Source organism: Qipengyuania sp. Mu-71 (assembly GCF_036867055.1).
In the GTDB taxonomy this organism is placed as follows: domain Bacteria; phylum Pseudomonadota; class Alphaproteobacteria; order Sphingomonadales; family Sphingomonadaceae; genus Qipengyuania; species Qipengyuania profunda.
Genome location: NZ_JBAJHR010000001.1, coordinates 1922902 through 1949588, shown reverse-complemented (window position 1 = coordinate 1949588; position 26687 = coordinate 1922902). Strand labels below are relative to the sequence as shown.

Here is a 26687-nt window from a genome sequence, read left to right as displayed (position 1 = left end):
TTGAAATCTGAGAGGACAATCCATGGAAGTAAGTAGCAACACTCCCGCCGTCGTCACCGGCGGTGCATCGGGTCTCGGCGAAGCCACTGCCCGCGCGCTGGCCGCCAAGGGCGCCAAGGTCGCCATCTTCGACATGAACGAGGAAAAGGGCGAAGCGGTCGCCAAGGACATCGGCGGCATCTTCTGCAAGGTGAACGTGACCAGCGACGAAGACGTCGATGCCGGTTTCGCCAAGGCGCGCGAAGCGCATGGCCAGGAACGCATCCTCGTCAATTGCGCAGGCATCGGCAATGCGATCAAGACCGCCAGCCGCGACAAGCAGAGCGGCGACATCAAGCATTTCCCGCTGTCGGCCTTCGATTTCGTCATCCAGGTCAATCTGATCGGCACCTTCCGCTGCATCGCCAAATCGGCGGCGGGCATGATGACGCTCGATGCATTGAGCGAAGACGGGGATCGCGGCGCGATCGTCAACACCGCTTCGGTCGCGGCCGAAGATGGCCAGATGGGCCAGGCCGCCTATTCCGCATCCAAGGGCGGCGTTGTCGGCATGACCCTGCCGATCGCACGCGACCTGATGCGCGAAGGCATCCGCGTGAACACCATCCTGCCGGGCATTTTCGAAACCCCGCTGATGAACGCCGCGCCGCCGCAGGTGAAGGAAGCGCTCGCCGCATCGGTGCCGTTCCCCAAGCGTCTCGGCCTGCCGGGCGAATATGCCAAGCTCGCAATGTGCATGATCGAGACCGGCTATTTCAACGGCGAGGACGTCCGTCTCGACGGTGCGATCCGCATGGCGCCGCGCTAAGCGGCCGCGACAGTGCGATCACGGAAAACCCTCGCTGCGGCGGGGGTTTTCTTTTAGTCGCGGCCTTTACCGTTGAGGGCGCGCGCCCAATCGCTTGGCGACCCGTTCGCTGATATCTGAAATCATTGCTAGCGGGTCTGTCTCCACCCCGAGTATGGTGTCACATGATGAGCAAACGTAGGCGACTATCATTAGCTGGCCGGTGCCAAATTTCTGTCTCGCATCTCCCGGCTTGTAAGCGACACTCGCGGCTAGCCCGCACCCCGGGCATTTTCCTCTAACGTTCATCGTATGCTCCCTCAGCTAGCCTTTTTGACAATCGGAAGGTGCTCTCCGGATTTCAGCAGCTCTTTGAGGCGCGCCCATTCGCGCTGGGCATGTTCCATGGCCCTGTCTTTCAGGTAATCGCGCCCTTCGTATCCCTTAAAGATGGCGTAATCATTCGTTGAAAGAAGTTGGTCGAGCTTTCTGCCGAGGTCCAGCATGGTCATCGACTTGCCACGCATTGCCTTGCTTTCCGCATAAAGCAGGAACTGTTCGCATAGAATGTGCAGGACGTAGAGTTCGTCCTTAGCGAGGTAATTCTTGCCAACCTTGGCTTCAGCGAGGGTTGGAAACGAGCCTTTCAGGTTGGTCACCCCCATGTTCGGTTTACCGCAGTCTGCCCGGGAGAGGATTAGCTCCGACGCTGTTTTACCGGTTATCGCAAACAGAAATTTGTCTTGGAGCTTCGCATAAAACGATCTGACAGTCGGGGATGAGCTATCGTAGTCGATCGCTGCCATTTTGAAGCAGTCTCGAACAGCCTGATAAATCGTGATCTCTTCGGCACGTAAAGCACGCACCTGAGCGGCCAAGTCCCGGAGAGCGTTGCGATCATTGCGCAACTGCGGCTCATTTAGTGCATACCCCTTGATGAGGTAGCTCTTGAGTATCCCGTTGGCCCACTTGCGGAACGCGGACGCTTTATCGCCATTAACGCGATACCCGACCGTCAAAATCACGTCGAGGTTGTAATGGTCGACTTGGCGCCGAACCTGCCTTCCACCTTCAAGGCGAACTACTTCCATTTTGGAAACACTTCCCCCGCCGTGGAGCTCGCCCGCCTCGAAAATACGGGAAATGTGCTTGGAGATTGAGGGCACTTCGACACCGAAAAGATCCGCCATCTGACGCTGTGTTGCCCAGACGGTCTCCTGCTCCCAATCGACATTGAAATCGATCGCCGCGTTCTCACCATCAAACCGAACCAGGTCAAATTCAATTTGGTCACATAGTTCAATGGCTTGCTCTCGCTGGCGCTTCACGCGAGCAAGGAATTTCGCCATATCTATTGCTGGCGCACCGCCTTCTTCATTACCCATAATCTACAGCCTTATGCACAGGCTGGCGGGGACTCTTGACCGCTACTCTCCATCGTCTAAAGAGGTGTTGAAACCGCAGCTGAGGGCCCGCCAGCCCTTGGTTGAACAAAGTCCCGTCTGATCCGCGTGATCAGCGGGGCTTTGTCTTTTAGGGCATGTTAACCCTGAATCGAAACCCGAGGCCGCTGATTCGGCGGGGATAACTTGTGGGTTTTGCGCAGCGAGCCTGGGGTCGAGAGAGCATGCTTGGTTCCGCCGTTGGCGTTTGAGCACGTGGCTTTTTGTACTTCCCAAGTTCGGTTCAAGTGGGCCGACATGCACCCGGTCCGCCCCACCCCGACCTGCGCGCAGCCTCCCGCCCAACCACCCCTCCCAAACTTTTCCTTGCATGGACCGTGTAACATGCGGTCCATGTGGGAGACTGACAGGAGAGAGCCTCAATTAATGTCCTACACGCAGATCAAGCTCGATATCGCCGACAGCGTTGCCACCATCACACTACATCGCCCCGAGAAGATGAACGCCTTCACCCGCGTGATGATGGATGAAGTCATCGACGCGATCGACACCACCGATGCGGATGACAGCGTCCGCGCGGTGATCGTGACCGGGCATGGCGACCGGGCTTTCTGCGCTGGTGCCGACCTCACGCCCGAGGGCGGGGGACATGTGTTCTCCGATCCCAATCCGGTCGATGACCTGTCCGACGAACGCGTGCGCGATGGCGGTGGGCGGCTGACGCTGCGCCTGTTCAATTCGAAGAAACCGCTAATCGGGGCATGCAACGGTGTGGCCGTGGGTGTAGGCGCGACCATGCAGCTGCCGTTCGATATCCGGCTGGCGAGCGACAATGCCCGCTTCGGCTTCGTCTTCGCACGCCGCGGGATCACGCCCGAAGCCGCCTCGAGCTGGTTCCTGCCGCGACTGGTCGGCATGCAGACCGCGCTCGAATGGTGCATGACGGGGCGGATCTTCGATGCCGGCGAAGCGCTCGATCGCGGGCTGGTGCGGTCGGTCCATCCGCAGGGTGAACTGATGGACGCGGCCCGCGGCATCGCGCGCGAGATTGCCGACAACACTTCCGCGGTATCGGTGGCGATGACCCGCGCAATGCTCTGGCGGCTTGGCGCGGGCGGCCATCCGATGGACGCGCACCGGATCGACAGCCGCGCGATCTACCGCCTCAGCCGCAGCGAGGATGCGAAGGAAGGTATCGCCAGCTTCCTCGAAAAGCGCGCGCCCGAATATCCCGATACGGTGAGCGGCAACATGCCCGATTTCTACCCTTGGTGGGACGAACCGGGCTACAGCTGACTCCCGGCAAAAGGTTACAATCGCAACGGCCTTGCCAAGTCGCGGCCGTCATCTAAATGTAACCGCATGTCCAGACGCCAGCCCGCCCAACGCCTTGCAGAATTCCTGCCCTATCAACTGTCGATTGCCTCGAATGCGGTCTCGACCCGGATTGCCGAGCAGTATCGCAAAAGGTTTGCGCTCAAGACCACCGAATGGCGGATCATGGCGGTGCTGGGCGATCACGGCGCGCTGACCCAGCGGCAATTGTCGCAGCAGACGCTGATGGACAAGGTGCCGGTCAACCGCGCGTGCAAGCGGCTGGAGGAGCGCGGGCTGGCGCAGCGTTCGCCCAATGCGAGCGACGGGCGTTCGCACTTGCTCGAACTGACGGCGGAAGGGCGGGCGGTGCATGCGGGGATCATGCCGCTGGCGCTCAAGATCGAACGGCAGCTGTTCGCCGTGCTGAGCGAGGACGAGCGGGCCAGCCTGCTCGACATGCTCGCGCGGGTGCGCGACCAGGCGGGGGAGTTCGACGCGGAAAGCCTGGCCGACTAGGCTGTCGGCCAGGCTCCCGGGTTTGCGACAGGTCGCAGGAGTTGTGGGCTAACCGATACCGCCGCTGAAAGCGTCGGCGATCGAACAGGCTGCCGGGCCGAGAATGACGATGAACAGCACCGGCAGGATGAACATGATCAGCGGCACGGTCATGATCGCGGGCAGTCGGGCGGCCTTTTCCTCGGCGCGCATCATGCGCTCGTTACGGAACTCGGCCGACAGCACGCGCAGCGCGGAAGCCAGCGGCGTACCATAGCGTTCGGTCTGGACCATGGTGGTGACCACGCCCTTTACCGCGTCGAGATTGACGCGATAGGCGAGGTTGTTGAACGCATGGCGCCGTTCGTTGAGGAAGGACAGCTCGATCGCGGTCAGGGTGAACTCGTCGCCCAGCTCGGGATAGGCGCGGCCCAGTTCCTTGGCGACGCGGTTGAACGCGGCATCGACGGTCAGGCCGGCCTCGGCGCAGATCACCAGCAGGTCGAGCGCGTCGGGCAGGCCCTTGCGGATCGCATCCGAGCGTTTCTTGGCAAGATTGCCGAGGTAGATTTCGGGACCCTTGTAGCCGACGAACACGGCCAGGGCGAGCGCCGCCACACGCTTCATCTCCCATTCGGGATAGACCTCGACCAGATACAGCATGACGAAGGCGAAGCCGCCCAGGAGGATCGGCAGCACGGCGCGCAGGCCGATAACGACGATCGCCAGCTCCTTGTTGCGGATGCCGGCATGGGCGAGCTTCTGCTGGACCGTCAGGATCTGGCTCTGCTGCAGCACTTTCATGCTGCCGAGCGTGTCCTTGATCTTGTCGGTCGTGTCGCTGTTGCGGACGAGGCTCTGGCGCTTCTTCGCGCTCGCGGTGACGAGGCCCATCTTGAGCTCTTCGCGGCGCCCTTCGAGGGCCTTCACGCGTTTGCTCATCGGGTCCTTGATCGTGACCGCGGTGTAGATGGCGAACAGCACGGCGAGTGCTGCGACCCCGGACAGGATCGAGCCGATCACGAATATGTCGAAGCCCAAGAGGGTGGGGCCGGTTGCGGGATCCATTACGCTAGTCCTTCCCCAGCTCAGATTTCGAAGCTGACCATCTTGGCCATGATAAAGGCGCCGATGCTCATCCAGACGAGGCCGCCGAGGCCGGTGACGATCAGGCGGTCATCTTCGAAGAAACCGCCGATATAGGTGGGATTGATCCACCAGATCATGAAGAACACGATGAAGGGGAGGGCACCGACGATATAGGCCGAAGCCTTGGATTCGGAGCTCATCGCCTTGATCTTGAGCTTCATCTGCGCGCGCTTGCGCAACACGTCCGCCAGGTTCGACAGCGTCTCGGCGAGGTTGCCGCCGGTTTCGCGCTGGATGGCGAGCGTGATGCAGAAGAAGTTGAATTCCGAAATCTCGAGCCGGTTGGCGGCTTCCTGGAGCGAATCCTCCATGGTCCGGCCGATCTTGATCCGCTCGACGATGCCCTTGAATTCCGCCCCGACAGGGCCGGGGACTTCCTGCGATACCACCGACAGGGTTTCGGTTACCGGCAGACCCGAACGCAGGCCGCGAACGAGCAGTTCGATGGCGTCGGGAAACTTGGCGTTGAAGGCATTGGTGCGCTTCTTGATCGCGCGGCTGACAAGGAAATGCGGCAGGCCTGCGCCGACCAGCACGCCGAGACCCAGCGAAAAGGCCAGCGATCCGCTGCGCAGATACATCAGCAGCGCGACCGCGACCCCGAGGCCGAGCGAGGCATAGGCATACTGGCTCAGCGTCCAGCCCTTGCCGGTCCGGTCGAGCCTGATGGCCAGGGCCTCCACGCGCGAAGACGATCCGGCAACGCCGCGCATCTTCGGCCGACGCGCCGCGATGGCCTTCTTGAGCTGCGATTCAACCTTGGTGTCGGTGCTTTCCGAATGGCGGAAACGCACCTGCTGGAGGCGGCGTTGGCTCGCCTTGGCCGTGTTCGGACCGGAAAACAAAGCGTAGCCGATCGCCAGCAAAGCCAGGACCCCGAGGGCCAACAGCACCAGCTGGAAGATGTTCATGCGTACTCTCCGTTTATCCGATCGCGGATCCGGGGTCGCCCCCGGAAGCCGTTATTCCGCGGGCACTGCGGTCCGCGGGTCTTTCTTCTTCGCCAGCAGGTTTTTGAAATCGAGCCCGCCGAGCAGCGACTTTTTGGCCCCTGCTTCCGCGGCCTTTTCGGCTTCCTCGTCGCCCATGCCGATGATCCGCGAAGAGAGCTGCTTGATCGCCGAGGTGGCCTTGGCACCGGCATTGGCATCGACGAAGGTCTTGCCCAGCTTGGCGGCATTGGCCGCCGCCTTCTGGTCGAACGGGATCGTCACATCGATCTTGCGTTCGATCGAGGCCTCGAAATCGGCCTTGCTGATTTCCGCGACGCCCGGCTGCACCTTGTTGGCGACGATCAGCGGCTGCGCTTGCGGCGCATGGGTCTTGAGCCACGACAGGATGCGGATCGTGTCACGCGCCGAAGCGAGCGACATTTCCGTGGCCAGCACGACGACATTCACGTCGTTGAGCAGGTGCGGGAAATTGATCATCATGTTGCGCGGCATGTCGACCACGGTCATTTCGAACTGGTGTTTGAATTCCTCCTGCAACTGCAGGAAGGCCGCGCCATCGGTCATCAGCGGCTGGCTGATCGGCGCTTCCGCCGACAGGATGGCGAGATTTTCGTTGGCGCGGATCATGGCGCGTTCGATGAACAGGCCATCGATCCGGCCGGGGTTGTCGATCGCATCGGTCAGGCCGCGGCCCGGTTCGAGATCGAGCGCGAGCGCGCCGGTTCCGAAATGGACATCGAGGTCGAGCAGGGCGGTCGGCATGCGCTGGTCGACCGAGAAGATCCATGCCAGCGAAGTCACCAGAGTCGATGCGCCCACGCCGCCGCGCGTACCGATCACGGCGGCCGAGATGTGACGCTTGACGCCCTCGTCCTCGCCGCTGCGCGGGGCCAGGAACACCGCTTGCGCCTGATTGAGCGAATCGCGCACTGCGCTGGCCGACAGCGGCTTGAGCAGGTAGTCGTGGATGCCGCTCGCGAGCAGGTCGCGGTAAAGGCGGACGTCGTTGACCTGGCCGATGGCGATCACCACCGTGCCCGGCTCGCAGACTTCCGCCAGCGCGTTGATGTCGTTCAGCGGGTCGCCGCTTTCCGACAGGTCGACCATGAGGATGTTCGGGCTGGCCGCCACCGACAGGGACTGGATCGCATTGCGCAGACCGCCCTTGTTGCATTTTTCGGGCTGCCAGCCGAGTTCGATGACCACAGGACGCAGCACGTCGAGGGCGGTCTCGTCGCAGATATAGGCGGCAAAGGCGTCGCGGTTGCCCGCCATGCTCGATTTAAGTGAAGCGCTCATGGCTGCTTAGCCTCCTTCATTGGTGCTGACTTCAGTCAGATCGCCCGCGCCGGTCGGCGCCTTCTCGCGATAGCTCCGGATGGCTTTCGTCGAAGTCGTGACGACGGTCTGGCCGGTGCCCTGCTGACCGGAAATCAGGTCTTCGGGATTGGCGACCATGGCGGCGAGATTGCCGTTCACGGCACAGCCGTAGCCGGGATAGGTCGCGTTATACTCGTTGGCCTCGTTATTGGCCGACCAGTCGGGGCAACCCGGAACGCTGGCGGTCGAACGGGTCACGACGATCCGGGCCTGGCCCGGTTCGACATAGCCGGCGGTGACCGGCGAACCCTCGGTAACCAGCAGCCCGTGCCGACCAGCAAGCGCCGCAAGGTCGTCTTTCAACGCCGGATTGGCGGTGGGATCGTCGAGCGAGACGCGGTCGCCATAGCCGAGGCCCATGGCCTCGAACCAGCCCGACACGCGCTGCTGCTCGCTAACCGCCAGGCCATCGCCGACAGTGTTCACATCGAGCGTGAAATTGGTCCGTTCCACTACCGGCTGACGCGCGCTGTAGAGCGAGCGGTTCTCGGTCGGGAAACCGCCACAGGCGCCGAGCACGAGGCTGAGCGAGACGGCCAGCGAACCGGTAAGCTTGCGAGTGATTGCCTTTGCCATGGTACTCGTCCCTCTTATTCGAAGCTGAAGCCGGGCTGCGCCGACGCGGTACGTTCGTTACGGCGTGCGTCGGGCTTGGCAGCCGCCTGCTGCTCATCACTGTCGCCCGGGGTTCCGTAGGAAATGCCCGGGGCTGCCGGAGCGGTCTCGACCGCGCGCGGCTTGGGGCGGTCGCCGCCGGTTACGCCGTCGCTCTGCTGAAAACCCAGCAGGCGCTGGAATTCGGTCGGCTTGCGGAACCCGTCGGTCGGCAGCTTGATGTCATTGGCATCGACCGGCTTCACCAGATACGGCGTGACCACGATCACCAGCTCGGTTTCGCCCTTGCGGTAGGTGGTCGAGCGGAACAGATTGCCGAGGATCGGCACGTCGCCGAGACCCGGGGCCTTGTCGACCGAATTGGTCGCATTGTTCGACAGCAGGCCGGCGATCATGAAGCTCTGGCCCGAACCGAGTTCGACGGTGGTTTCCGCGCGGCGCGTAGTCAGCGCCGGTACCTGGAAACCTTCGAGCGTGATTGCGCCCTGACTGGTCAGTTCCGACACTTCCGGGCGAACGCGCATCGAGATGCGGCCATTGGCAAGGACGGTCGGGGTGTAGGCGAGGCTGACGCCATAGTTCTTATATTCGATGCTCGTCGCGCCAAGTCCCTGGCTGAGCGGGATCGGAAATTCGCCGCCGGCAAGGAATTCTGCGGTTTCGCCCGACAGAGCCGTCAGATTGGGCTGCGACAGCGTGGTTGCGAAGCCTTCGGTTTCAGCCAGATCGAGTGCGGCACCGAGGTCGAGACCGAGGAACTTGCCAAACCCGGCGAGAGTCGTTCCCGGGCTGATGGCAGTAAAATTGCTGCCTTCGCCTGCGGATCCGATCGTCACCGCGCCTTCGCGGCCCTGGCCCACGCCGAACTGGAAACCGCCGGTCGAGTCGACGCTGGTCAGATTGACACCGACTGCCCGAACGAAGCTGCGGCTAACCTCGACGATGCGCACCTGCAGATTGACCTGCAACGGCGTCGCCATGCGCAGGCGGCTGATGACATTCGCGTCTTCGCCGACATAGGCTTCGACGAGGCGCTGCGCCTCTTCGGCATCCTCGGGTGCGGCAACCGTGCCGGTCAGGAGGATGACGTTGGTGCCCATCGTCGCGACCGAGATCTTGGCATCGGGCATGGCGAGCGCCATCAGCTGGTCGATGCTGCCGATATTCGAACCGACGCGGACATTGGCGGACCAGATGATATCGCCGGCGCGGTTGCTGGCATAGATCGTGGTTTCGCCGCCGGCCTTGCCGAACACATAGAGCTGGCGCTGCGATTTGACCTGCACGTCGGCGACATTGTCGTCGGCGACGAAGATGTCGGCCATCGTGCCGGGCACATTGACCAATTCGCCGCGACCGATCGAAAGGACGATCTCCGAACCGGGGCTGACGACCGACTGGGCCGTCGCAACGGTCGTCGGCGCGGCTGCCAGCGGCGCAATGGCCAGGCTGGCGAGCAGCAATTTGGTAGTAAGACGACGTTTCATGGAATTGCCCCCTGAATGGCGTTCCGTATTTTGTATCGGGCTCATTTGATCATGGCCGCCTGGGCGACGGGTACCGTCCTCGCGGCTTGCGCGGTTCCGGCGGCCTGCTGGCCGACGAAGGCAGTCACACCGGTCTTGCCGACCGGGACCTCTTCGGTGTCCTTACCGCGGGTGACGCGCACGCTCGGGCCCTGGCGGACCGGCTGTCCGCCGATGCCCACAGGCGCACCTCCCGGTGCAGCCGGAGCGACGGTGCCTTGCGAGGGCATGGTACGGCGCTGGAAGCGCGAGACATCGCCGCCGGTCACATAGCTGCTCTTGCCATCGTCGGGGCGGGCCATTGCCTGGCGCAGCAGGCGCTCTTCCTCTTCGGGCGTGGCATCGTCGGGAATGGTGACGTCACCGGCAGCGATCGCGCGTTCAAGCTCGGTCTGGTTGTCGGCGAGCGAGCGCAGCGACAGGCTCAGCGAGCCGATGGTTTGCGCCACGGCGACCTTTTCCGCGATCACCGGCGTCACTTCGAGCGTCACGGTGCGGAATTCCTTGACCACGGTCGAGCCGTCTTCGGCCTTTTCCGAAACGGTCGACTGGTCGGTGGCAAGCACGCGAAGGTTACGAAGGATGGTTTCCGAGGCTTTCAGGCTGGTGCCTTCATTGCCTTCGACCTGCTGGGTCAGGACCATGTCCACCCGGTCGCCCGGGAAGACAAAGCCGCCCACGCCCGATTGGGCGTTAACGGGAACGGTGATGGCGCGCATGCCGGGAGCCAGCGCTGCAGCGAGGAAGCCGCGGTCGCCGGGGGCGACGAGCGAGCCCTGGGTGACCGGTTCGCCGGCCGTGATCGGATGGCGCACGACGGTGCCGAGCAGCTTGCTCATATCGGCTTCGCCATCGAGGAAGTAGGCGTCCTGGACCAGCTCTTCGGGCCACATCTGGAAGCCGATTGCGTCGGCCGTGATGATCGTGCCGACCGGCAGCGCGCGTTGTGCGACGAGGACCTTGGGTCCCTGCGCCTGGACCTGTGCGGCTTCGGCCTGCGGTGCGCTCGCCCCGGCGAACATGCTCCGCGCGACAAGCGCCGTTCCGACCGCAACGACCAGTGCGGCAATCAGCAGAACCAGCTTCTTCCTATCCATGGCTATCTAGCCCCCTAGTTCAGCCCGGCAAATCCTATCGCGGGCAAGTATGGTTTCACGCTCTAAGGGCGAATTGGTTAAGATCGCGTTTTCAACCGCCCGCCGCGGCTACGTGGCCTGCGAGCAACTGCCCGCTGACCACGATCCAGATGCCGGCGAGTGATATGGCCGGCCCGTAGGGGACCCACAGATCGCGGTCGTGGCGGCGGATGATGCGGATCGAGCCGAGCGTGACGATGAGCAATATCGTAAAGGGGGCGAGCATCAGCGCGATCGCGGCGGCCGGACTGGTCGTGCCCATCCCGGCGAGGCCCGGCGGCATCGGCAGCTTGGGCCCGCCCAGCACTGCGCTGGCGAACAGCGCGGCAATGACGGTGCCGATGACGAGCAGCACGGTATCGCGCGCGGGCTTGGTCTTGATCGTCTTCGAATGCGCCACCCGCCATGCGCCGATGGCCATAGTCAGCACCCAGCCGAGCATCGCCATGGCGACCAGCAACAGCGTGAATTGCGATGGCGGGACCCACAGCGCGAGCGCCGTGAGCAGCTTGACATCGCCGCCGCCCATCTGGCGGATCGCGAACAGCACACAGCACACGGCGAAGACCAGCAGCGCCAGACCGATCTGGAACGCGACGCCGGGCCATAGTGGCAGCCCGATCGAGAGCCAGTAGAGCGGTGCTCCGAGGGCGACGGTCATGGTCAGCCGGTTGCTGATCGTCCGGCTCTTGAGGTCGGTCACGATCACCCAGAGGAGTGCGATTGCCAATCCGGCAAGCAATACGTAGGTGAAAATCTGGCTTTGCATGACGCTCCCCGGGCAACCCTTCGGGATGTGGTGCTACAGGAACGTGCTTACCAAAAAGTAACCATAGAGGAGGTCGTGATCGCCGACATGCCAGCGCCGCAGGAACCCATCGATCGCCGCGCGATCCCGCCGGCCGCGCGCGAATCCACCTTCGCGCTGGCCGATGGCCACGCGATTCGGCGGATCGACTGGCCCGGCTCAGACGGCGGCCGGCGCGGGTCGATCCTGTTCCTTCCCGGTCGCGGCGACTTCTACGAGAAGTATCTCGAGACGCTGGAGCAATGGCATCGCGCAGGCTGGCGCGTCACCGCTGCCGACTGGCGCGGACAGGCGGGGTCGGGGCGGCTCGGCAATGACGCGGTGACCGGCCATGTGGACGATTTTTCCGACTGGACCGCGGATCTTGCGCACTTCTGGACCGCATGGAAGGCGGCCACACCGGGGCCCCATATCCTGGCCGGCCATTCGATGGGCGGGCATCTGGTTTTGCGCGCGCTGGTCGATGGCGTGGTCGCGCCCGATGCCGCAATCCTCAGCGCACCGATGGTCGGGATGGCGGGTCCGCCATTGCCGCTCGGCCTGCTGCATGCGGCAGCGCGGCTGATGACGAAGGTCGGCAAGCCAACGCGTCCGGCCTGGAAATGGAGCGAGAAGCCCGGCGAAATGCCCGCCGATCGCAGCGACCTGCTCACCCATGACGGCGCGCGCTATGCCGACGAGCTGTGGTGGCGCGAGCAACGCCCCGAACTGGTCATGGGGCCGGGAAGCTGGGGCTGGGTGGAACGCGCCTATGCCTCGAGCCGGCGGCTCGAGGAACGCGGCGCGATAGAAAAGGTGCATGTGCCCGTGCTGGTGGTGAGCACAGCGGCGGATCGATTGGTGAGCCACGCATCCGCCGTGCGCGCGGCGCAGCGCCTGCCCAAGGGCGAATTGATCGCCTTCGGTGACGAAGCACGCCACGAAATCCTGCGCGAAGTCGATCCCGTGCGTGAGCGCGCCCTTGCGGGCATGACCGACTTCCTCGATCGCGTGGCTCCGCAGGAGAACCCGTGACCAGCTACGACTTTGCCATCATCGGCGCGGGAATCGCCGGGGCCAGTCTCGCCGCCGAATTGACCGACGGCGGCGCACGCGTCCTGATGCTCGAGGCCGAGGACCGGCCCGGCTATCACGCCACGGGCCGTTCCGCCGCCTTCTGGGAAGAATGCTACGGCGGTCCGGAGATCGTGCCGCTGACGCTCGCATCGGGCGCCTATCTCCGCGACGGCGGGTTCCTCCACCAGCGCGGTGCGCTGTATATCGGGCGCGAGGGCGACGAGGAGCTGGTGACGCAGTTCATGCAGCGTTTCGTCCCGACCGGGGCGACGATCCAGCACCTCGGCCGCCCGGAATTGCAGCGGCGGATCGGCGGTATCCGCCATGACTGGTCCGATGCGATCTGGGAGCCGATGTGCGCCGATATCGACGTGGCCCGGCTCCATGCGCATTTCCTTGCCCAGGCGCAGGGCGGCGGTGCCAGCCTGGAATGCCGCGCGCGGCTCGTAAATGCCACCCGCGCCGACGGGCAATGGACGCTGACGACCGAGCGCGGCGAGACCCATCACGCAGCAGTGCTGGTCAATGCGGCCGGGGCCTGGGCGGACGAGATCGCGCGGCTGGCCGGTGCGCAGCCAGCGGCAATCAGTCCCTATCGCCGTACGGTGGTGCAGGTGCGCGTCGATCCGCCGGTGCCCGAGGACCTTCCGCTCGTGCTCGACATCCGCGGGCGGTTCTATTTCAAACCCGAAGCCGGACGGTTGTGGGTCAGCCCGCATGACGAGGAACCGAGCGAGCCCTGCGATGCCGCGCCCGAAGAACTGGCGGTGGCCGAAGCGATCGCGCGGCTTGAAGAAGTCGTCGACTGGCGGGTCGAAGCGGTCGAGCACAAATGGGCCGGCCTGCGCAGCTTCACGCCTGACCGCCGGCCGGTCTACGGCCGCGATCCCAAGGTCGAAGGCTTCGCGTGGTTCGCGGGGCAGGGCGGTTTCGGCATCCAGACTTCGCCCGCCGCCGCGCGGCTCGGGCGCCAGCTGTTGCTGGACGAAAAACCCGATGCGATGACTGCGGGTCTCGATCCCGAACTCTATTCAGCGGCCCGCTTTGGCTAGCAAAGCCGGCATCATTTGTTAGGGTGCGCCCCCAATCCAAGCTTATGACGGAGACAAATCGATGAGCCACCACTTCGAGATCTACAAGGACAAGGCCGGCGAATTTCGCGTCCGGTTCAAATACAATTCGGAAGTGATGTTCTCGACCGAAGGATATGCCTCGAAGGCCAGTGCGCAGAACGCCATCGACTCGATCAAGAAGAACGGCCCCGGCGCGGAAACCGTCGACAACAGCTGATCATCCCGCGCGGGCGAACTGTTCCGCTGCATCGCTGGCAAGCTGGTCGACCCGGTCGTTTTCGGGGTGACCCGAATGGCCCTTAACCCAGTGCCAGTGGACCCGGTGGTGCGCGGTCAGTTCGATCAGTTCATGCCATAGCTCGGCATTGCGCACGGGCTTCTTGCTGGCATTGATCCAGCCGCGCTTCTTCCAGCCGTGGACCCACTTGGTGATCCCGTCGATCAGGTATTTGCTGTCGGTATGAAGATCGACCTCGCAGGGTTCGATCAACGCGCTCAACCCCTTGATCGCCGCCGTCATTTCCATGCGGTTGTTGGTCGTATCGGGTTCGCCGCCCGACAGTTCCTTCTCGTGCTGGCCCATCCGCAGCAGCGCGCCCCAGCCTCCGGGGCCGGGGTTGCCCTTGCAGGCGCCATCGGTGAACATTTCGACCTTCTTCATGCGAACGCCCTCTGGCCGTTTGCGCGATAGAATTCCAGCCGCCGCGTGAAATCCATCGGATCCTTGCGGCGGACCAGCGCATCTTCGGGCGTATCGAGCCAGTCCTGCGCGCGGCTGGCAATGAAGCGCAGGCAGGCGCCCTCCGCCAGCAGCGGCAGCGCGGCGCGCTCCGGCTCGCTCAGCACCCGCACGCTTTCGTAGCCCTCGATCAGCGCGCGTCCCAGCGCGTGATCGCAGGTCTCGCCCGCATCGTCGAAACACCAGGCGGCGTGCGTCACCGCCAGGTCATAGGCCATCGCGCCGGTGCAGGCGAAATAGAAGTCGATCATCCCGGTGACCCGGTCGTCCAGCATCAACACGTTGTCCGGGAAGAGGTCCGAATGGATAATCGATCGCGGCAGATCTTCCGGCCAGTCGCGCACGATCGCCTCGCCGGTGTCCAGCATCGCGGGCAGATGCGGGTCGATCGTCGCGAGTGCCGCCGCTCCGCACTGCGCGAGAATCGCCAGCGTATCGGACGGGGCGAGCGTGTTTTCGCGCGCCATGGGGAAATCATGCGCGGCGAGGTGTGCCTGCGCCAGCGCAACACCCACTGCGCGCGCCTGCGCCGGTGTCGGGTTGCTCGGCGAGACCCCCGGCAGGAATTCGATCAGCGCAACCGCTTTGTCGCCCACCATGCGCCAGGCGGCGCCGTCGCGGTCATGGATCGTGCGCGGCACCGCGCATTGCGCCGCGGAAAGATGGTCGAGCAGGCCGAGAAAGAAGGGCAGGTCGGCGGTCTCGATCCGCCGTTCGTACATCGTCAGGATGAAGCGCCCGCGCGTGGTTTCGACCAGCCAGTTGGAGTTCGAGACCCCTTCGGCGATGCCCTTGGACGAGACGAGTTCGCCGACATCGTAATGCGCGATGAGTCGCGCAAGTTCCTCGGCCCCGAGATGGGTATAGACGGCCACGCTAGTCGGTCAGCTGGCGCGGCAGTTTGAAGACCATGTTCTCTTCGGTGGCGGTTATCACCTCCTCGTCGACCAGCCGCCAGTCGCACAGCCGGTCGACCACTTCGCGGACCAGCTTTTCGGGTGCCGAGGCGCCTGCCGTGAGTCCGATGGTGCCAACCCCCTCAAGCCATGCCGGATCGATCTCGTCGGCGCGCTGGATCAGCCGGGCATTGGTCCCGAGCCGTTCGGCAACCTCGACGAGCCGCAGCGAGTTGGAAGAGTTCGGCGCCCCGATCACCAGCACCAGATCGCACTTCGCGGCGATCTGTTTGACCGCGGCCTGGCGATTGCTGGTGGCGTAGCAGATGTCTTCCGCCTTGGGCGCGATGATCTGCGGGAAGCGGGCTTCGAGCGCATTGATGATGTCGCGCGTGTCGTCGACCGACAATGTCGTCTGCGAAAGATAGGAAAGATCATCGGTCGGCGCGAAATCGAGTGTCGCCACGTCGTCGATCGTTTCGACCAGCGTGATCCGGCCTTCCGGCACCTGGCCCATCGTCCCGATCACCTCGGGATGGCCCGCATGGCCGATGAACAGGATGTGCTGGCCCTTTTCGATCTGGCGTTCGGCCTGGCGGTGGACCTTGCTCACCAGCGGGCAGGTCGCATCGACATACAGCATCTTGCGCCGCTCGGCTTCTGCCGGGATGGTCTTGGGCACGCCATGGGCGCTGAAGACAACCGGCGCATCGTCGGGCACTTCGTCCAGTTCTTCGACGAAGATCGCGCCCTTGGCCTTGAGGCTGTCGACCACATAGCGATTGTGCACGATTTCGTGCCGGACGTAGACCGGCGCGCCGTATTTCTGCAGCGCGCGCTCGACGATCTCGATCGCGCGGTCGACGCCTGCGCAAAAGCCGCGCGGCGCAGCGATGAGGAGCTTGAGCGGCTGGCGCGGGTCGCTGCCGGGCGAACCGGGCGGGGATTGAAAGGGGGCGTTCATGTCCCGCCCTCTAGCGCTTTCGTGCAGGCCAAGCTAGGGCATCCCGCAGCCCGCCGGGCTACGATTTCGAATGACCGCAAAAGGGAATTTAGCCGCATGACCATCCGTAACCGTCTTCTTCCCGCGCTTGCCCTTGGCCTGGCGTTGGCCGGTTGCGCCAGGGAAGGCGACCTGATTGTCGACCAGGGCGTCGGCATTTCCGCGGTTCGCAGCACTTGCCCGGCGGTCGGCATCCCCGATTACACGGGCGATATCACCACTTTCCGGACTGCCGGGGCGACGACCATGGCCGATCTCGACGTGACCGCGGCAATCACCAATTTGCGCTCCACCTGCAATGAAGAAGCGGGCGACCGGGTCTATACGGAAGCGAGCTTCGACGTCGTTGCGCGCCGCAGCGATACGCGCGGCAGCCGCACGGTCACGCTGCCCTATTTCTCCACCGTGCTGCGCGGCGGTTCATCGGTCGTCACCAAGCGCGTCGGCAATGTAACGCTGCAATTCGCCGACGGGCAGGAACGCGCGCAGGCACGCGGTGCCGCCGGCGCCTATGTCAATCGCGCCGATGCCACGCTGCCCGCCGAAATCCGCGAGCAGATCACGCGCAAGCGCGAACCCGGCGATCCCGATGCCGCGCTCGATCCGCTGGCCGATCCGGCGGTGCGCGCCGCGGTGCAGCGCGCGACCTTCGAACTGCTGGTTGGTTTCCAGCTGACCGAAGCGCAGCTGCGCTACAACGCCACGCGCTAGCAGCGCTCGTGTCTTGCCATTTTGCGCCGATAGGCTAGGCGCGCGGCATGGCTGACATGCAGACACTTCACGCGGCTTTCGCGGCCCGGATCGATGCCGTTCTCAACGCTCTCGAAATGGAGGGCGTACTGCCCGCCGATACGCCGCGCGCCAATGTGACCGTGGAGCCGCCGCGCGATCCCTCGCATGGCGATCTGGCGACAAATGCCGCGATGGTGCTGGCCAAGCAGGCCAAGACCAATCCGCGCGCGCTGGCCGAGAAGATCGTCGAGCATTTGCAGCGTGAACCCGATATCGACGCCGGCGAAATCGCCGGTCCCGGCTTTATCAATCTACGCCTGTCGCCCGATGCGTGGCGCCGCGAACTGCTGGCGATCGCCGCCCAGGGCGACGACTACGGCCGCTCGGCGCTGGGCGACGGGCGGACGGTCAATGTCGAATATGTCTCCGCCAATCCGACCGGCCCGATGCATATGGGCCATTGCCGCGGCGCAGTCGTCGGGGACGCGCTGTGCGGCCTGCTCGAATGGGCGGGCTACCGGGTCGTGCGCGAGTATTACGTCAACGATGCCGGGGGGCAGGTCGATGTCCTCGCCCGGTCGGCGCACCTGCGCTACCGCGAGGCGCTGGGCGACGATATCGGTGCCATTCCCGAAGGGCTGTATCCCGGCGACTATCTCAAGCCGGTGGGCGAGCGGCTCGCGCAGGAATTCGGCCCCGCCTACAAGGATGCTGCCGAAAGCGAATGGCTCGGCCTGTTCCGCGAGCGTTCGGTCGCCGCGATGATGGAAATGATCCGCGCCGATCTCGCCTTGCTCGGCATCCATCACGACCTGTTTTCATCGGAAGCCGAATTGCAGGCGACGAAGAAGCCCGAAGCGGCAGAGGCGTGGCTGCGCGAGAAGGGCCTCGTCTATGACGGCGTGCTCGAAGCGCCCAAGGGCAAGGCGCCGCCCGAGGACTGGGAGCCGGTCGAACTGCCGCTGTTCCGCTCGACCGAGTTTGGCGACGACCAGGACCGCCCGATCAAGAAATCGAATGGCGCCTGGACCTATTTCGGGGCTGATCTCGCCTATCATTTCCAGAAGGCGGAAAAGGCCGATGCGCTGATCGACATCTGGGGCGCCGACCATGCCGGTACGGTCAAGCGGATCCGCGCGGCCGTCGCGGCGCTGACCAAGGGCGCGGGACGCGATGTGCCGTTCGACGTGAAGCTGGTGCAGATGGTCAAACTGCTGCGCGATGGCGAACCGGTGAAGATGTCCAAGCGCTCGGGCACCTTCGTCACGCTGGCCGAAGTGGTCGATGAAGTGGGCAAGGATGTCGTGCGCTTCACCATGCTCACGCGCAAGCCCGACGCGCAGATGGAGTTCGACTTCGCCAAGGTGGTCGAAGCGTCGAAGGACAATCCGGTCTTCTACCTCCAATATGCCAATGCGCGGATCCATTCGACGCTGCGCAAGGCGGGAGTGACGCCGAGCGACGAGCATCTCGACCGGCTGGGCGACGACGAACTGGCGCTGGTGCGCGAAGCGGCGCAATTCCCGCGCGTGGTCGAAGCTGCAGCCAAGGCGCGCGAGCCGCACCGTATCGCGTTTTTCCTCGGTGACCTGGCCGCTGCCTTCCACAGCTTCTGGAATACGGGTAATGACGATCCGGCAAAACGGATCATCCAGGAAGGCGACGCCGAACTGACCGCCGTGCGCCTGTTCCTGGCGGCGCAGGTCGGGCAGGTCATCCGCAACGGCCTCGCCATCCTGGGGGTCGAAGCGGTCGAGGAGATGTGAGCATGGTGGGATCGACACCGTATGACATGGGCGGGGATCGCGGGGCCGAGGACCAGCTCGACCTTGCCGAAGACGACAGCCTGCCCTGGCTCGAAGCGGCCGAGGACGATGACCACGCCGCGGGTTTCGATACCTCGCGCCTGATCCTGCTCGGCGTGCTCGCTTTGGTGCTGCTCGGCGCGGTTGTCGGCGGTATCTGGTTCCTCACCAACCAGGCTTCGGACGAACCCGAACCCGATGGCAGCGTGATCGCGGCCCCCGAAGAACCCTACAAGACCAAGCCGGAGGACCCGGGCGGCAAGACGTTTGCCGGCACGGGCGACACCAGTTTCGCGGTGGGCGAGGGGCAGACGCGCGAAGGCAAGCTGGCCGAAAGCACCACCAAACCGCCGGTCGATGCGGGCACATCGTCCGGTCCGACCATCGCCTCGACGGTCAACGAAGGCACCCGCGCGACCCCGGTCGCCGGTACTTCGGTGCAGGTCGGCGCCTATCCGCGCCGCGCCGATGCCGAAGCGGCGTGGTCGAACCTGATGCGGCAGACCGAAGCGCTCAACGGCGTCAGCCACCGCGTGGTCGAGGCACAGGTCGATATCGGCACGGTCTATCGCCTGCAGGCGATCACGGGCGACCGCGCCAGTGCAAGCCGGTTATGCGCCGCGCTCAAGGCGGACGGGCTCGCCTGTTTCGTCAAATAGGCGCGTCTCCAAACTGATTTCCACACCTCCCGCAGGGGCTTAGCTTGCGGGACTCGGGCCAAGGTTCCACTTTCCGGCGATGACACCCGCCATATTCGGCATCTCCGGTCTCGAACTGACGGCCGACGAGCGCGCCTTCTTCACCGAGGCGGACCCTGCGGGTTACATCCTGTTTGCGCGCAATTGCGCCGATCGTACGCAGCTGCGCAGGCTGACCGACGATCTGCGCGCGATCCATGGGCGCGAGCATCTGATCGTTTCGATCGACCAGGAAGGCGGGCGTGTCGCGCGGATGAAACCGCCCGAATGGCAGCGCTATCCGGCGGGCGAGGCGTTCGCGCGGCTGTGGGATATCGCGCCCGCCTCGGCGATCGAGGCCGCGCGCGCGAATGCGGAAGCGATGGGGCGCGAATTGGCCGAGATGGGGATCACGGTCGATTATCACGCCCCGTTCGATGTGCGCCGCCCCGAAACCGACGATGTGATCGGCGACCGCGCCCTGGGCAGCGATCCCTTGCAGGTGGCGGCGCTGGGCCGCGCCGTGCTCGACGGGATGGGCCGCGCAGGCGTGGTCGGCTGCCTCAAGCACATGCCGGGCCATGGCCGCGCCACCTGCGACACGCATAAGGAATTGCCGTTCGTCACCGCGAGCGACGCAGAGCTCCAGATAGATATTGAACCCTTCCGCACGCTCGCCGCGCATCCGCTGGGGATGAGCGCGCATATCGTGTTCGAAGCGTGGGATGCCGAAGCGCCCGCCACGCTGTCGCACAAGGTCATAAACGACGTGATCCGCGGCAGGATCGGCTTCGATGGCCTGCTGTTGTCCGACGATATCGATATGGAAGCGCTCGACGGGACGATCCCCGAACGCGCCGAGCGTGCCCTCGCGGCGGGCTGCGATATCGTGCTCAACTGCTGGGCGAAGATGGCCGACCAGCAAGCCATCGCCGGACTTGGCGGAACGCTGGCGGAAAAATCCGCCGCGCGGCTCGACCGTGTCCATGCGGCCATGAGGGCACCGCAGGACGGGCCCGAGACTGCCGAACTGCTGGCCAAGCGCGATGCGCTGCTCGCGCTGGCGGAGGAGGCGGCGGCGTGACCAGCGACGGGCTGCTCTTCGCCGATCCGGCCGGCGACGCTCAGGAAGAGTGGGACGGGATCGCCGCCGAGGCGTCGGTCGACGAGAACACGCTCTATCTCGAACTCGACGGGTGGGAAGGGCCGCTCGACCTGTTGCTCGACCTCGCACGGCGGCAAAAGGTCGACCTGCGCTCGATTTCGATCCTCTCGCTGGTCGATCAGTATCTCGGCTATATCGACCAGGCCGAAGCGCTGAAGCTCGAACTGGCCGCCGACTATCTCGTGATGGCCGCGTGGCTGGCCTATCTCAAATCGGCCATGCTCCTGCCCAAGGAAGAGCAGGAAGATCCCAGTCCGGAGGAACTCGCGCTCAAGCTGCAATTGCGGCTCCAGCGGCTCGGCGCGATGCGCGATGCGGCGGCGCGGCTGATGGGCGGCGACCGGATCGGGCGCGACGTTTTCCTGCGCGGCACGCCCGAGGGGCTGGAAATTGCGCGCAAGACCTTGTGGCACTGCGACCAGTTCGCGCTGATCGAGGCCTATGGGCGCGTGAAGGCGCGCACGGCACCCGCCATCCACATGGTGCGCGAACGCCCCGTGATGACGCTCGAATCGGCGCTCGACCGGGTCTCCAACATGCTCGGGGTGACGCTGGACTGGATGGAATTGCGCGATTTCCTCCCGCCGCATGCCGAGCCGCGGCTCAAGCGTTCGGCGCTTGCCTCGAGCTTCGTCGCCGCGCTCGAACTGGCGCGGCTGGGCCGGGCCGAATTGCAGCAGGAGGATACCTTCGGACCGCTCCACCTGCGGCGGGTGCCCGCCTGATGGACGAACTCGCCCGCGCTGTCGAAGCCGCGCTGTTCGCGGCGGAGGAGCCGATGACGGCCGAGGCGCTGGCGGGATTTCTCGGCGGCGCTGCTGTGGGCGATGTGCGCGAGGCGCTGCGCAGCGTGGCGGCCGATTACGAGAAGCGCGGCGTGCATCTGGTCGAACGCGCGAAGCGCTGGCATTTCGAAACCGCACCCGATCTGGCGCATCTGCTGCGGCGCGAGAAGGAACAGGTCCGCCGCCTCAGCCGCGCCGCCACCGAAGTGCTCGCGATCATCGCCTATCACGAGCCGGTCAGCCGCGCAGAGATCGAATCGATCCGCGGTGTGCAGACGAGTGGCGGGACGCTCGACGTGCTGATGGAAGCGGGATGGGTGAAGATCGCCGGGCGGCGCGAAGTTCCGGGACGACCGACGATCTACGCGACGACCCCCGATTTCCTCGACCATTTCGGCCTTTCGAGCCGCCGCGACTTGCCGGGAATCGCGGAATTGCGCGCTACGGGACTGCTCGACCCGGTCGATGACGCCTATGAAGAGCTGATCGGCGACGAGGGCCCCGAAGAGGGGCAGAGCGCCGCCGAAGAGCTTGATGAGCCTGCCGACGAAGCCTGACTGGCGCTAACCCGCCGCAACGCCTATATTCGGTCTCAAGCAATCTGAAAGAGAAGGTCCCATGGGTCTCAGTGTCTGGCAGCTCGCCATCATCGCCGTCGTTGTCCTTGTCCTGTTCGGCCGGGGTCGCATCTCCGAAATGATGGGCGATTTCGGCAAGGGCATCAAAAGCTTCAAGCAGGGCATGAACGAGGAAGAAGCCCCTGCGAAGCAGCTTGGACATGACGCCAAGCCGGCCGACGAGGGGCTGACCCCCGACCAGGTCAAGCAGACCTCCGACACCAAGTGATCCGCTAGCAGGCGGAGGCAGGCCATGTTCGATATCGGCGCCAGCGAATTGCTGGTGATCGTCATTGTGGCGATCCTCGTGATCGGTCCCAGTGACATGCCAAAAGCGCTGAAACATGCCGGTCGCTGGATCGGCAAGCTGCGCCGCATGTCGAGCCATTTCCGCGCCGGGCTGGACGAGGTCGTCCGCCAGGCCGAGATCGAGGAAATGGAAGAGAAGTGGGCCGCGCGTAACAAGCAGATCATGGCCGAATATCCCGATGGTTCGACCCCCGAAGGCGGCGCGCCCGAGAACCTGCTGCCGGGCGAAATGGAACCACTTGCCGCGGCCGATGACGTACCCGATGCGGATGCCGCCGCCGAAGCCGCGATAAAGCGCGCCGCCCCGGTGAAGGCACCCGAACATGCGGACGACGCGTCGCCCCCGCCGCCGGGCTCGTCGCCACTCGATCCGCCCCCGCCGGGCAAGGACGGCTGAGATGGCGGTGATTAAGGATATCGACGAGAGCCAGGCCCCGCTGCTCGACCATCTGATCGAACTGCGCGCGCGGCTGGTCCGCTGCGTGCTGGCGCTGGCGCTGGCCTTTGGCGGGTGCCTCTATTTCGCCGATCCGATCCTCGGCTTCCTGATCCAGCCGCTCAAGAACGCCTTTCCCGCAGGCGAGGGGCAGCTGATCTTCACCAAGCTCTACGAGGTGTTCTTCGTCGAACTGAAGGTCGCGCTGTTTGCCGGCTTCTGCCTGAGCTTCCCGGTCATCGCCAACCAGCTGTGGGCGTTCGTCGCGCCGGGGCTTTATGCGAAGGAAAAGAAGGCCTTCCTGCCCTTCCTGCTCGCCACGCCGGTACTGTTCCTGATGGGCGCCTCACTCGCCTATTACGTCGTCATGCCAACCGCTTTCGAGTGGTTCCTCGGCTTCGAGGGGTCGGCTGGCGGGCTCGAGATCCAGGCGTTGCCGACCGCGAATGAATATCTCGGGCTGGTGATGCAGTTCATCCTCGCCTTCGGGATGAGCTTCCTGCTGCCCGTGCTGCTGTTGCTGCTGCACCGCGCAGGGATCGTCACGCGCGCGCAACTGGTATCCGCGCGGCGGTATGTGATCGTGCTGATCGTTGCCGTGGCGGCGATCATCACGCCGCCCGACCCGGGATCGCAGCTGCTGCTGGCCATTCCGCTGCTGCTGCTGTTCGAAGGTTCGTTGCTGCTGATGCGGCTGACCGAAAAGCGCCGCAAGGCGGAAGACGAGCAGGCCGAGGAAACTCAGTCGGCGTCGTAAACCTTGCGCCCGCCGACCCAGGTCTCGAGCACCTTGGTGGCGCGCAATTCGCCGGGTGAAGCGAGCATCGGATCGCGGTCGATCAGCACGAAATCGGCGCGTTCGCCGGGCAGAAGCCGCCCGAAGCGGCCTTCGGCGAAACCGGCATAGGCGGCTTCGCTGGTGAACCCTGCCAGCGCCTGTTCGCGATTGACCCGGTCCTGCGCGCGCCAGCCGCCGAAAGGCTCGCCAGCGGCATCCATCCGCGTCACCGCGGCGGCCAGACCGGCAAAGGGATCGGGCGATTCCACCGGAGCGTCCGACCCGAAGGCCAGCCGTCCGCCCAGCCCGAGGATGGTGTTCCAGGCATAGGCGCCGTCGAGGCGGTCGGCGCCCAGCCGGGCTTCGGCCATCATGCGGTCGCTGGTCTGGTGGACCGGCTGCATCGAGGCGATGATGCCGTGCTGCCCGAATTTGGGCAGGTCGACCGGATCGACGATCTGCGCATGCTCGATCCGCCAGCGGCGATCACCGGGGAAGCTTTCGGCCAGCTCGGCAATCGCGTTGAGCGCATCTTCATTGGCGGCAGTGCCGATCGCGTGGATCGCGGGCTGGAAATTGCCCTGTGCGGCGCGCACAAGGATATTGCGCAGCTTGGCCGGACCGGTCAGCGGCAGGCCGGTATTGCCCAGATCGTCGGCATAGGGGCGTTTGAGCCACGCCCCGCGGCTACCCAATGCGCCGTCGAGGTAGATCTTGACCCCGTTCAGCCGCAGCTTGTCGTCATACAGCCAGGGCGAAGGGCGTGCGCCCGCGATCAGCTCCATCTGGTCGGGACCCGCAGCATAGGCCATGATGCGCAGCGTCAGCGCGCCCGTATCCCCTGCGCGGCGGAACGCCTGCCAATCCTCGATCGATGTGCCCATGTCGGCCACGGCGGTGATCCCGAAACTGTGCAGCACCTTCTGCGCCTCGGCAAAGGCGAGGTCGCGCTCGTTGGGGCGCGGTGCGGGGATCGCGCGCATCATCAGTGCTTCGGCGGCATCGACGAATACGCCTGCGGGGGCTTGCGAACCGGGAAGCCGTTCGACCCGCCCGCCCGCCAGGCTCTTGGTGTTCGCGTCGATGCCTGCTGCCTGCATTGCGAGGCTGTTGGCCCAGCCGGCATGGCCGTCGACCCGCTGGAGATAGACCGGACGGTCGGATACCGCGCGGTCGAGTTCGGCGGCGGTCGGGAACCGGCCAAGGCCCCATTTCTCCTGATTCCAGCCGCGCCCGAGGATCCACGGGCGGGCCTCGTTTTCGGCGGCGAACCGGCGGATCTTGTCGAGCGCCTCTTCCAGCGAAGTGGTGTCCGACAGGTCGAGCGTCAGCGCGCCGATCCCGATCCCCATGACATGCGCATGCGCATCGACCAGCCCCGGGATCATCACCGCGCCTTCGCCGTCTTCGCGGTAATCGGTCTGCGGCTTCTTGTCCTTGGCGGAAAGGATCTGCGCGACTTTGCCGTCGTCGTCGATGACCAGTGCGGTGAAGCGCTGGATCGTGCCGTCTTCGCCGATGGTGATGCCTTCGACATTGTCGATCAGCACATCGGCCTGCGCCGGTGCGGCCAGCGTCAGGGCGATCATGGCGGCGAGGAATTTGCGTGTCATTTCACTGCGGTCCCGTCTCGAATTCGATGGTTCGCGATAAGGCAAAGCTTGGTTGAGGCAAACCCTTTCGGCGATTGCGCCCCGTGGCCGCGCGCCGTAGGGGCGAAGGATGACAAAGGCATCTCCCGTGCGGGCCGCAAGCAAGGCCACCGACCTCCTCACCCTCGACGATGTCCGCGCTGCCGCGGCGCGGATCGAAGGCGCGGTGGTACGCACCCCGATGCTGCGCTCGCAGACCTTGTCGGAAATTACCGGGGCCGACATCTGGCTCAAGTTCGAGAACCACCAGTTCACCGCGGCCTACAAGGAACGCGGCGCGCTCAATGCGCTGCTGCATCTCGACGAGGAGCAGCGTGCACGCGGCGTCATCGCCGCCTCTGCCGGCAATCACTCGCAGGGGCTGAGCTATCATGGCCGCCGCCTGGGCGTGCCGGTGACCATCGTGATGCCCGAAACCACGCCCAGCGTGAAAGTGATGCAGACGCAGAGCGTTGGCGGCGACGTGGTGCTGTTCGGCGAGACCTTCGACGAGGCCTATGCCCATGCGCTCGAGCTCGAGCAGGAACGCGGGCTAACCTTCGTCCACCCGTTCGACGATCCGCTGGTCGCTGCGGGGCAGGGCACGGTGGCGCTCGAAATGCTGGCCGAGAAGGACGATTTCGATTGCCTCGTCGTGCCGATCGGCGGCGGCGGGTTGATGAGTGGGATGGCGACGGTGGCCAAGGCGCTCAAGGCCGAGATCGAGATGGTCGGGGTGCAGGCCGAGCTTTATCCGTCGATGTATTCCGCTGTCACCGGCGATGACCGCCCCTGCGGCGGCGATACGCTGGCCGAAGGAATTGCGGTCAAGGCGCCGGGTGCATTCACCCGCCAGATCATCGCCGAGCTGGTCGACGAGGTTCTGCTGGTCAAGGAATCCACGCTCGAACATTCGGTGTCGCTGCTGCTGCAGATTGAGAAGACGGTGGTCGAAGGGGCAGGTGCGGCCGGGCTTGCCGCGGTCTTGTCCAACCCCGAGAAATTCGCCGGCAAGACCATCGGCCTGGTGCTGTGCGGCGGCAATATCGACACCCGCTTGCTGGCCAATGTGCTGCTGCGCGATCTCGCGCGGTCGGGCCGCCTGGCGCGGCTCCAGGTCGTCTTGCAGGATCGCCCCGGCGCGCTGTTCAAGGTGATGCGCGAATTCAACGCGCATAACGTCAACATCATCGAAATCTATCACCAGCGCATCTTCACCACGCTGCCGGCCAAGGGGCTGACCGCCGAGATCGAATGCGAAGCGCGCGATGGCGAGCAGATCGACCGGCTGGTGCGCAACCTGCGCGAAAAAGGCTACACCGTGGAACTGGCCGAACTGGCCTGACCCCGGTCGCGGGCCAGCGCTCGGCGCGGCCCGATATCCCAGTCTCGAAGGGACCGTTCGACGGGCGGTTT

The 26687-nt window shown here is 64.7% G+C and carries 28 protein-coding genes; 16 read left to right on the top strand and 12 right to left on the bottom strand.

The genetic code is table 11. The annotated features are described in order from the left end of the window. Nucleotides 1-22: 22 nt before the first annotated feature. On the top strand, nt 23-808 hold the full coding sequence (locus V6B15_RS09675) for an SDR family NAD(P)-dependent oxidoreductase (RefSeq protein ID WP_334200976.1): 786 nt from the start codon (nt 23-25) through the stop codon (nt 806-808). A 299-nt stretch (nt 809-1107) separates the two neighbouring features. Here the strand turns inward: V6B15_RS09675 and rhuM are convergent, their stop codons facing one another. Beyond that, nucleotides 1108-2172 (bottom strand): RhuM family protein, encoded by a 1065-nt coding sequence (gene rhuM / locus V6B15_RS09670; RefSeq protein ID WP_334200975.1) that lies wholly within the window; start codon nt 2170-2172, stop codon nt 1108-1110. Between the two features lie 444 nt (nt 2173-2616). Here rhuM and V6B15_RS09665 point away from each other — a divergent pair, with 444 nt between their 5' ends. Both V6B15_RS09665 and V6B15_RS09660 read left to right on the top strand, forming a co-directional pair. Continuing rightward, complete coding sequence (locus tag V6B15_RS09665; RefSeq protein ID WP_334200974.1) at nt 2617-3486, top strand: crotonase/enoyl-CoA hydratase family protein; 870 nt, start codon at nt 2617-2619, stop codon at nt 3484-3486. 66 nt (nt 3487-3552) lie between these two features. After that, nucleotides 3553-4023 carry a MarR family winged helix-turn-helix transcriptional regulator gene (locus V6B15_RS09660; RefSeq protein ID WP_334200973.1) on the top strand — a complete coding sequence of 157 codons (471 nt, stop codon included), beginning with the start codon at nt 3553-3555 and terminating at the stop codon, nt 4021-4023. Between the two features lie 48 nt (nt 4024-4071). Here the strand turns inward: V6B15_RS09660 and V6B15_RS09655 are convergent, their stop codons facing one another. From V6B15_RS09655 to V6B15_RS09625, 7 genes are all read right to left on the bottom strand, one after another. Continuing rightward, nucleotides 4072-5070: a type II secretion system F family protein gene (locus tag V6B15_RS09655; RefSeq protein ID WP_334200972.1), complete on the bottom strand. Its 999-nt coding sequence runs from the start codon at nt 5068-5070 to the stop codon at nt 4072-4074. Nucleotides 5071-5090: 20 nt separating this feature from the next. Continuing rightward, nucleotides 5091-6062, bottom strand: a complete 972-nt coding sequence (locus tag V6B15_RS09650) for a type II secretion system F family protein (RefSeq protein WP_334200971.1) — start codon at nt 6060-6062, stop codon at nt 5091-5093. 51 nt (nt 6063-6113) lie between these two features. Further along, the gene (locus tag V6B15_RS09645) at nt 6114-7403 is read right to left on the bottom strand and encodes an AAA family ATPase (RefSeq protein WP_253518373.1); all 1290 of its coding nucleotides are present in this window, start codon (nt 7401-7403) and stop codon (nt 6114-6116) included. A 6-nt stretch (nt 7404-7409) separates the two neighbouring features. Further along, nucleotides 7410-8060, bottom strand: coding sequence for a CpaD family pilus assembly protein (locus V6B15_RS09640; protein ID WP_253518370.1), 651 nt, complete (start codon nt 8058-8060; stop codon nt 7410-7412). 14 nt (nt 8061-8074) lie between these two features. Next, complete coding sequence (locus V6B15_RS09635; protein ID WP_334200970.1) at nt 8075-9586, bottom strand: type II and III secretion system protein family protein; 1512 nt, start codon at nt 9584-9586, stop codon at nt 8075-8077. A 41-nt stretch (nt 9587-9627) separates the two neighbouring features. Then, nucleotides 9628-10722: a Flp pilus assembly protein CpaB gene (gene cpaB, locus V6B15_RS09630; protein WP_334200969.1), complete on the bottom strand. Its 1095-nt coding sequence runs from the start codon at nt 10720-10722 to the stop codon at nt 9628-9630. 91 nt (nt 10723-10813) lie between these two features. Beyond that, nucleotides 10814-11530: an A24 family peptidase gene (locus V6B15_RS09625; RefSeq protein WP_334200968.1), complete on the bottom strand. Its 717-nt coding sequence runs from the start codon at nt 11528-11530 to the stop codon at nt 10814-10816. A gap of 87 nt (nt 11531-11617) precedes the next feature. Between V6B15_RS09625 and V6B15_RS09620 the strand changes: the two genes are divergently transcribed. The 3 genes from V6B15_RS09620 to V6B15_RS09610 all read left to right on the top strand — a co-directional run bounded on the left by V6B15_RS09620 (nt 11618) and on the right by V6B15_RS09610 (nt 13915). Continuing rightward, the gene (locus tag V6B15_RS09620; RefSeq protein WP_334201353.1) at nt 11618-12583 is read left to right on the top strand and encodes an alpha/beta hydrolase; all 966 of its coding nucleotides are present in this window, start codon (nt 11618-11620) and stop codon (nt 12581-12583) included. Then, on the top strand, nt 12580-13677 hold the full coding sequence (locus V6B15_RS09615) for an NAD(P)/FAD-dependent oxidoreductase (protein WP_334200967.1): 1098 nt from the start codon (nt 12580-12582) through the stop codon (nt 13675-13677). The genes V6B15_RS09620 and V6B15_RS09615 overlap by 4 nt, the downstream gene beginning before the upstream one ends. Nucleotides 13678-13738: 61 nt before the next feature. Then, nucleotides 13739-13915 (top strand): YegP family protein, encoded by a 177-nt coding sequence (locus V6B15_RS09610; protein WP_263606220.1) that lies wholly within the window; start codon nt 13739-13741, stop codon nt 13913-13915. On the opposite strand, the gene rnhA is transcribed toward V6B15_RS09610, so the two are convergent. Genes rnhA through ispH form a run of 3 tightly spaced genes read right to left on the bottom strand, consistent with a single transcriptional unit; the run spans nt 13916 to nt 16297 of the window. Beyond that, a complete protein-coding gene (rnhA, locus tag V6B15_RS09605; RefSeq protein WP_334200966.1) occupies nt 13916-14359 on the bottom strand; it encodes a ribonuclease HI in 444 nt (147 codons plus the stop codon). Beyond that, nucleotides 14356-15312, bottom strand: a complete 957-nt coding sequence (gene thrB / locus V6B15_RS09600; RefSeq protein WP_334200965.1) for a homoserine kinase — start codon at nt 15310-15312, stop codon at nt 14356-14358. Before thrB ends, rnhA begins: the two co-directional genes overlap by 4 nt. A 1-nt stretch (nt 15313) precedes the next feature. Then, nucleotides 15314-16297, bottom strand: a complete 984-nt coding sequence (ispH, locus tag V6B15_RS09595) for a 4-hydroxy-3-methylbut-2-enyl diphosphate reductase (RefSeq protein ID WP_334200964.1) — start codon at nt 16295-16297, stop codon at nt 15314-15316. Nucleotides 16298-16393: 96 nt separating this feature from the next. Here ispH and V6B15_RS09590 point away from each other — a divergent pair, with 96 nt between their 5' ends. From V6B15_RS09590 to tatC, 9 genes are all read left to right on the top strand, one after another. After that, nucleotides 16394-17047 carry a hypothetical protein gene (locus V6B15_RS09590; RefSeq protein WP_334200963.1) on the top strand — a complete coding sequence of 218 codons (654 nt, stop codon included), beginning with the start codon at nt 16394-16396 and terminating at the stop codon, nt 17045-17047. A 47-nt stretch (nt 17048-17094) separates the two neighbouring features. Next, entirely contained in the window at nt 17095-18834 is a 1740-nt protein-coding gene (gene argS / locus V6B15_RS09585; RefSeq protein WP_334200962.1) for an arginine--tRNA ligase, read from the top strand. Nucleotides 18835-18836: 2 nt separating this feature from the next. Next, a complete protein-coding gene (locus V6B15_RS09580) occupies nt 18837-19532 on the top strand; it encodes an SPOR domain-containing protein (RefSeq protein ID WP_334200961.1) in 696 nt (231 codons plus the stop codon). 79 nt (nt 19533-19611) lie between these two features. Next, nucleotides 19612-20634, top strand: a complete 1023-nt coding sequence (gene nagZ / locus V6B15_RS09575; protein WP_334200960.1) for a beta-N-acetylhexosaminidase — start codon at nt 19612-19614, stop codon at nt 20632-20634. After that, nucleotides 20631-21440 (top strand): segregation and condensation protein A, encoded by an 810-nt coding sequence (locus V6B15_RS09570; protein WP_334200959.1) that lies wholly within the window; start codon nt 20631-20633, stop codon nt 21438-21440. Before nagZ ends, V6B15_RS09570 begins: the two co-directional genes overlap by 4 nt. After that, nucleotides 21440-22057 carry an SMC-Scp complex subunit ScpB gene (gene scpB / locus V6B15_RS09565; RefSeq protein ID WP_334200958.1) on the top strand — a complete coding sequence of 206 codons (618 nt, stop codon included), beginning with the start codon at nt 21440-21442 and terminating at the stop codon, nt 22055-22057. The genes V6B15_RS09570 and scpB overlap by 1 nt, the downstream gene beginning before the upstream one ends. A 61-nt stretch (nt 22058-22118) precedes the next feature. Then, nucleotides 22119-22346: a twin-arginine translocase TatA/TatE family subunit gene (locus tag V6B15_RS09560; RefSeq protein ID WP_253518294.1), complete on the top strand. Its 228-nt coding sequence runs from the start codon at nt 22119-22121 to the stop codon at nt 22344-22346. A gap of 24 nt (nt 22347-22370) precedes the next feature. Beyond that, nucleotides 22371-22823 carry a Sec-independent protein translocase protein TatB gene (gene tatB, locus V6B15_RS09555; protein WP_334200957.1) on the top strand — a complete coding sequence of 151 codons (453 nt, stop codon included), beginning with the start codon at nt 22371-22373 and terminating at the stop codon, nt 22821-22823. Nucleotide 22824: 1 nt separating this feature from the next. Further along, nucleotides 22825-23619 (top strand): twin-arginine translocase subunit TatC, encoded by a 795-nt coding sequence (gene tatC, locus V6B15_RS09550; RefSeq protein ID WP_263606232.1) that lies wholly within the window; start codon nt 22825-22827, stop codon nt 23617-23619. Here the strand turns inward: tatC and V6B15_RS09545 are convergent. After that, on the bottom strand, nt 23604-25253 hold the full coding sequence (locus tag V6B15_RS09545; protein WP_334200956.1) for an amidohydrolase: 1650 nt from the start codon (nt 25251-25253) through the stop codon (nt 23604-23606). The genes tatC and V6B15_RS09545 overlap by 16 nt on opposite strands. Nucleotides 25254-25362: 109 nt before the next feature. Between V6B15_RS09545 and V6B15_RS09540 the strand changes: the two genes are divergently transcribed. After that, entirely contained in the window at nt 25363-26616 is a 1254-nt protein-coding gene (locus tag V6B15_RS09540; protein ID WP_334200955.1) for a threonine ammonia-lyase, read from the top strand. Nucleotides 26617-26687: the final 71 nt, after the last annotated feature.

Bases quoted from the DNA above. Each gene is read 5' to 3' on its own strand.
- V6B15_RS09675 (WP_334200976.1), top strand. From the start codon at position 23: ATGGAAGTAAGTAGCAACACTCCCGCCGTCGTCACCGGCGGTGCATCG.
- rhuM (WP_334200975.1), bottom strand. From the start codon at position 2,172: ATGGGTAATGAAGAAGGCGGTGCGCCAGCAATAGATATGGCGAAATTC.
- V6B15_RS09665 (WP_334200974.1), top strand. From the start codon at position 2,617: ATGTCCTACACGCAGATCAAGCTCGATATCGCCGACAGCGTTGCCACC.
- V6B15_RS09660 (WP_334200973.1), top strand. From the start codon at position 3,553: ATGTCCAGACGCCAGCCCGCCCAACGCCTTGCAGAATTCCTGCCCTAT.
- V6B15_RS09655 (WP_334200972.1), bottom strand. From the start codon at position 5,070: ATGGATCCCGCAACCGGCCCCACCCTCTTGGGCTTCGACATATTCGTG.
- V6B15_RS09650 (WP_334200971.1), bottom strand. From the start codon at position 6,062: ATGAACATCTTCCAGCTGGTGCTGTTGGCCCTCGGGGTCCTGGCTTTG.
- V6B15_RS09645 (WP_253518373.1), bottom strand. From the start codon at position 7,403: ATGAGCGCTTCACTTAAATCGAGCATGGCGGGCAACCGCGACGCCTTT.
- V6B15_RS09640 (WP_253518370.1), bottom strand. From the start codon at position 8,060: ATGGCAAAGGCAATCACTCGCAAGCTTACCGGTTCGCTGGCCGTCTCG.
- V6B15_RS09635 (WP_334200970.1), bottom strand. From the start codon at position 9,586: ATGAAACGTCGTCTTACTACCAAATTGCTGCTCGCCAGCCTGGCCATT.
- cpaB (WP_334200969.1), bottom strand. From the start codon at position 10,722: ATGGATAGGAAGAAGCTGGTTCTGCTGATTGCCGCACTGGTCGTTGCG.
- V6B15_RS09625 (WP_334200968.1), bottom strand. From the start codon at position 11,530: ATGCAAAGCCAGATTTTCACCTACGTATTGCTTGCCGGATTGGCAATC.
- V6B15_RS09620 (WP_334201353.1), top strand. From the start codon at position 11,618: ATGCCAGCGCCGCAGGAACCCATCGATCGCCGCGCGATCCCGCCGGCC.
- V6B15_RS09610 (WP_263606220.1), top strand. From the start codon at position 13,739: ATGAGCCACCACTTCGAGATCTACAAGGACAAGGCCGGCGAATTTCGC.
- rnhA (WP_334200966.1), bottom strand. From the start codon at position 14,359: ATGAAGAAGGTCGAAATGTTCACCGATGGCGCCTGCAAGGGCAACCCC.
- ispH (WP_334200964.1), bottom strand. From the start codon at position 16,297: ATGAACGCCCCCTTTCAATCCCCGCCCGGTTCGCCCGGCAGCGACCCG.
- V6B15_RS09590 (WP_334200963.1), top strand. From the start codon at position 16,394: ATGACCATCCGTAACCGTCTTCTTCCCGCGCTTGCCCTTGGCCTGGCG.
- argS (WP_334200962.1), top strand. From the start codon at position 17,095: ATGGCTGACATGCAGACACTTCACGCGGCTTTCGCGGCCCGGATCGAT.
- V6B15_RS09580 (WP_334200961.1), top strand. From the start codon at position 18,837: ATGGTGGGATCGACACCGTATGACATGGGCGGGGATCGCGGGGCCGAG.
- nagZ (WP_334200960.1), top strand. From the start codon at position 19,612: ATGACACCCGCCATATTCGGCATCTCCGGTCTCGAACTGACGGCCGAC.
- scpB (WP_334200958.1), top strand. From the start codon at position 21,440: ATGGACGAACTCGCCCGCGCTGTCGAAGCCGCGCTGTTCGCGGCGGAG.
- V6B15_RS09560 (WP_253518294.1), top strand. From the start codon at position 22,119: ATGGGTCTCAGTGTCTGGCAGCTCGCCATCATCGCCGTCGTTGTCCTT.
- tatB (WP_334200957.1), top strand. From the start codon at position 22,371: ATGTTCGATATCGGCGCCAGCGAATTGCTGGTGATCGTCATTGTGGCG.
- tatC (WP_263606232.1), top strand. From the start codon at position 22,825: ATGGCGGTGATTAAGGATATCGACGAGAGCCAGGCCCCGCTGCTCGAC.
- V6B15_RS09545 (WP_334200956.1), bottom strand. From the start codon at position 25,253: ATGACACGCAAATTCCTCGCCGCCATGATCGCCCTGACGCTGGCCGCA.
- V6B15_RS09540 (WP_334200955.1), top strand. From the start codon at position 25,363: ATGACAAAGGCATCTCCCGTGCGGGCCGCAAGCAAGGCCACCGACCTC.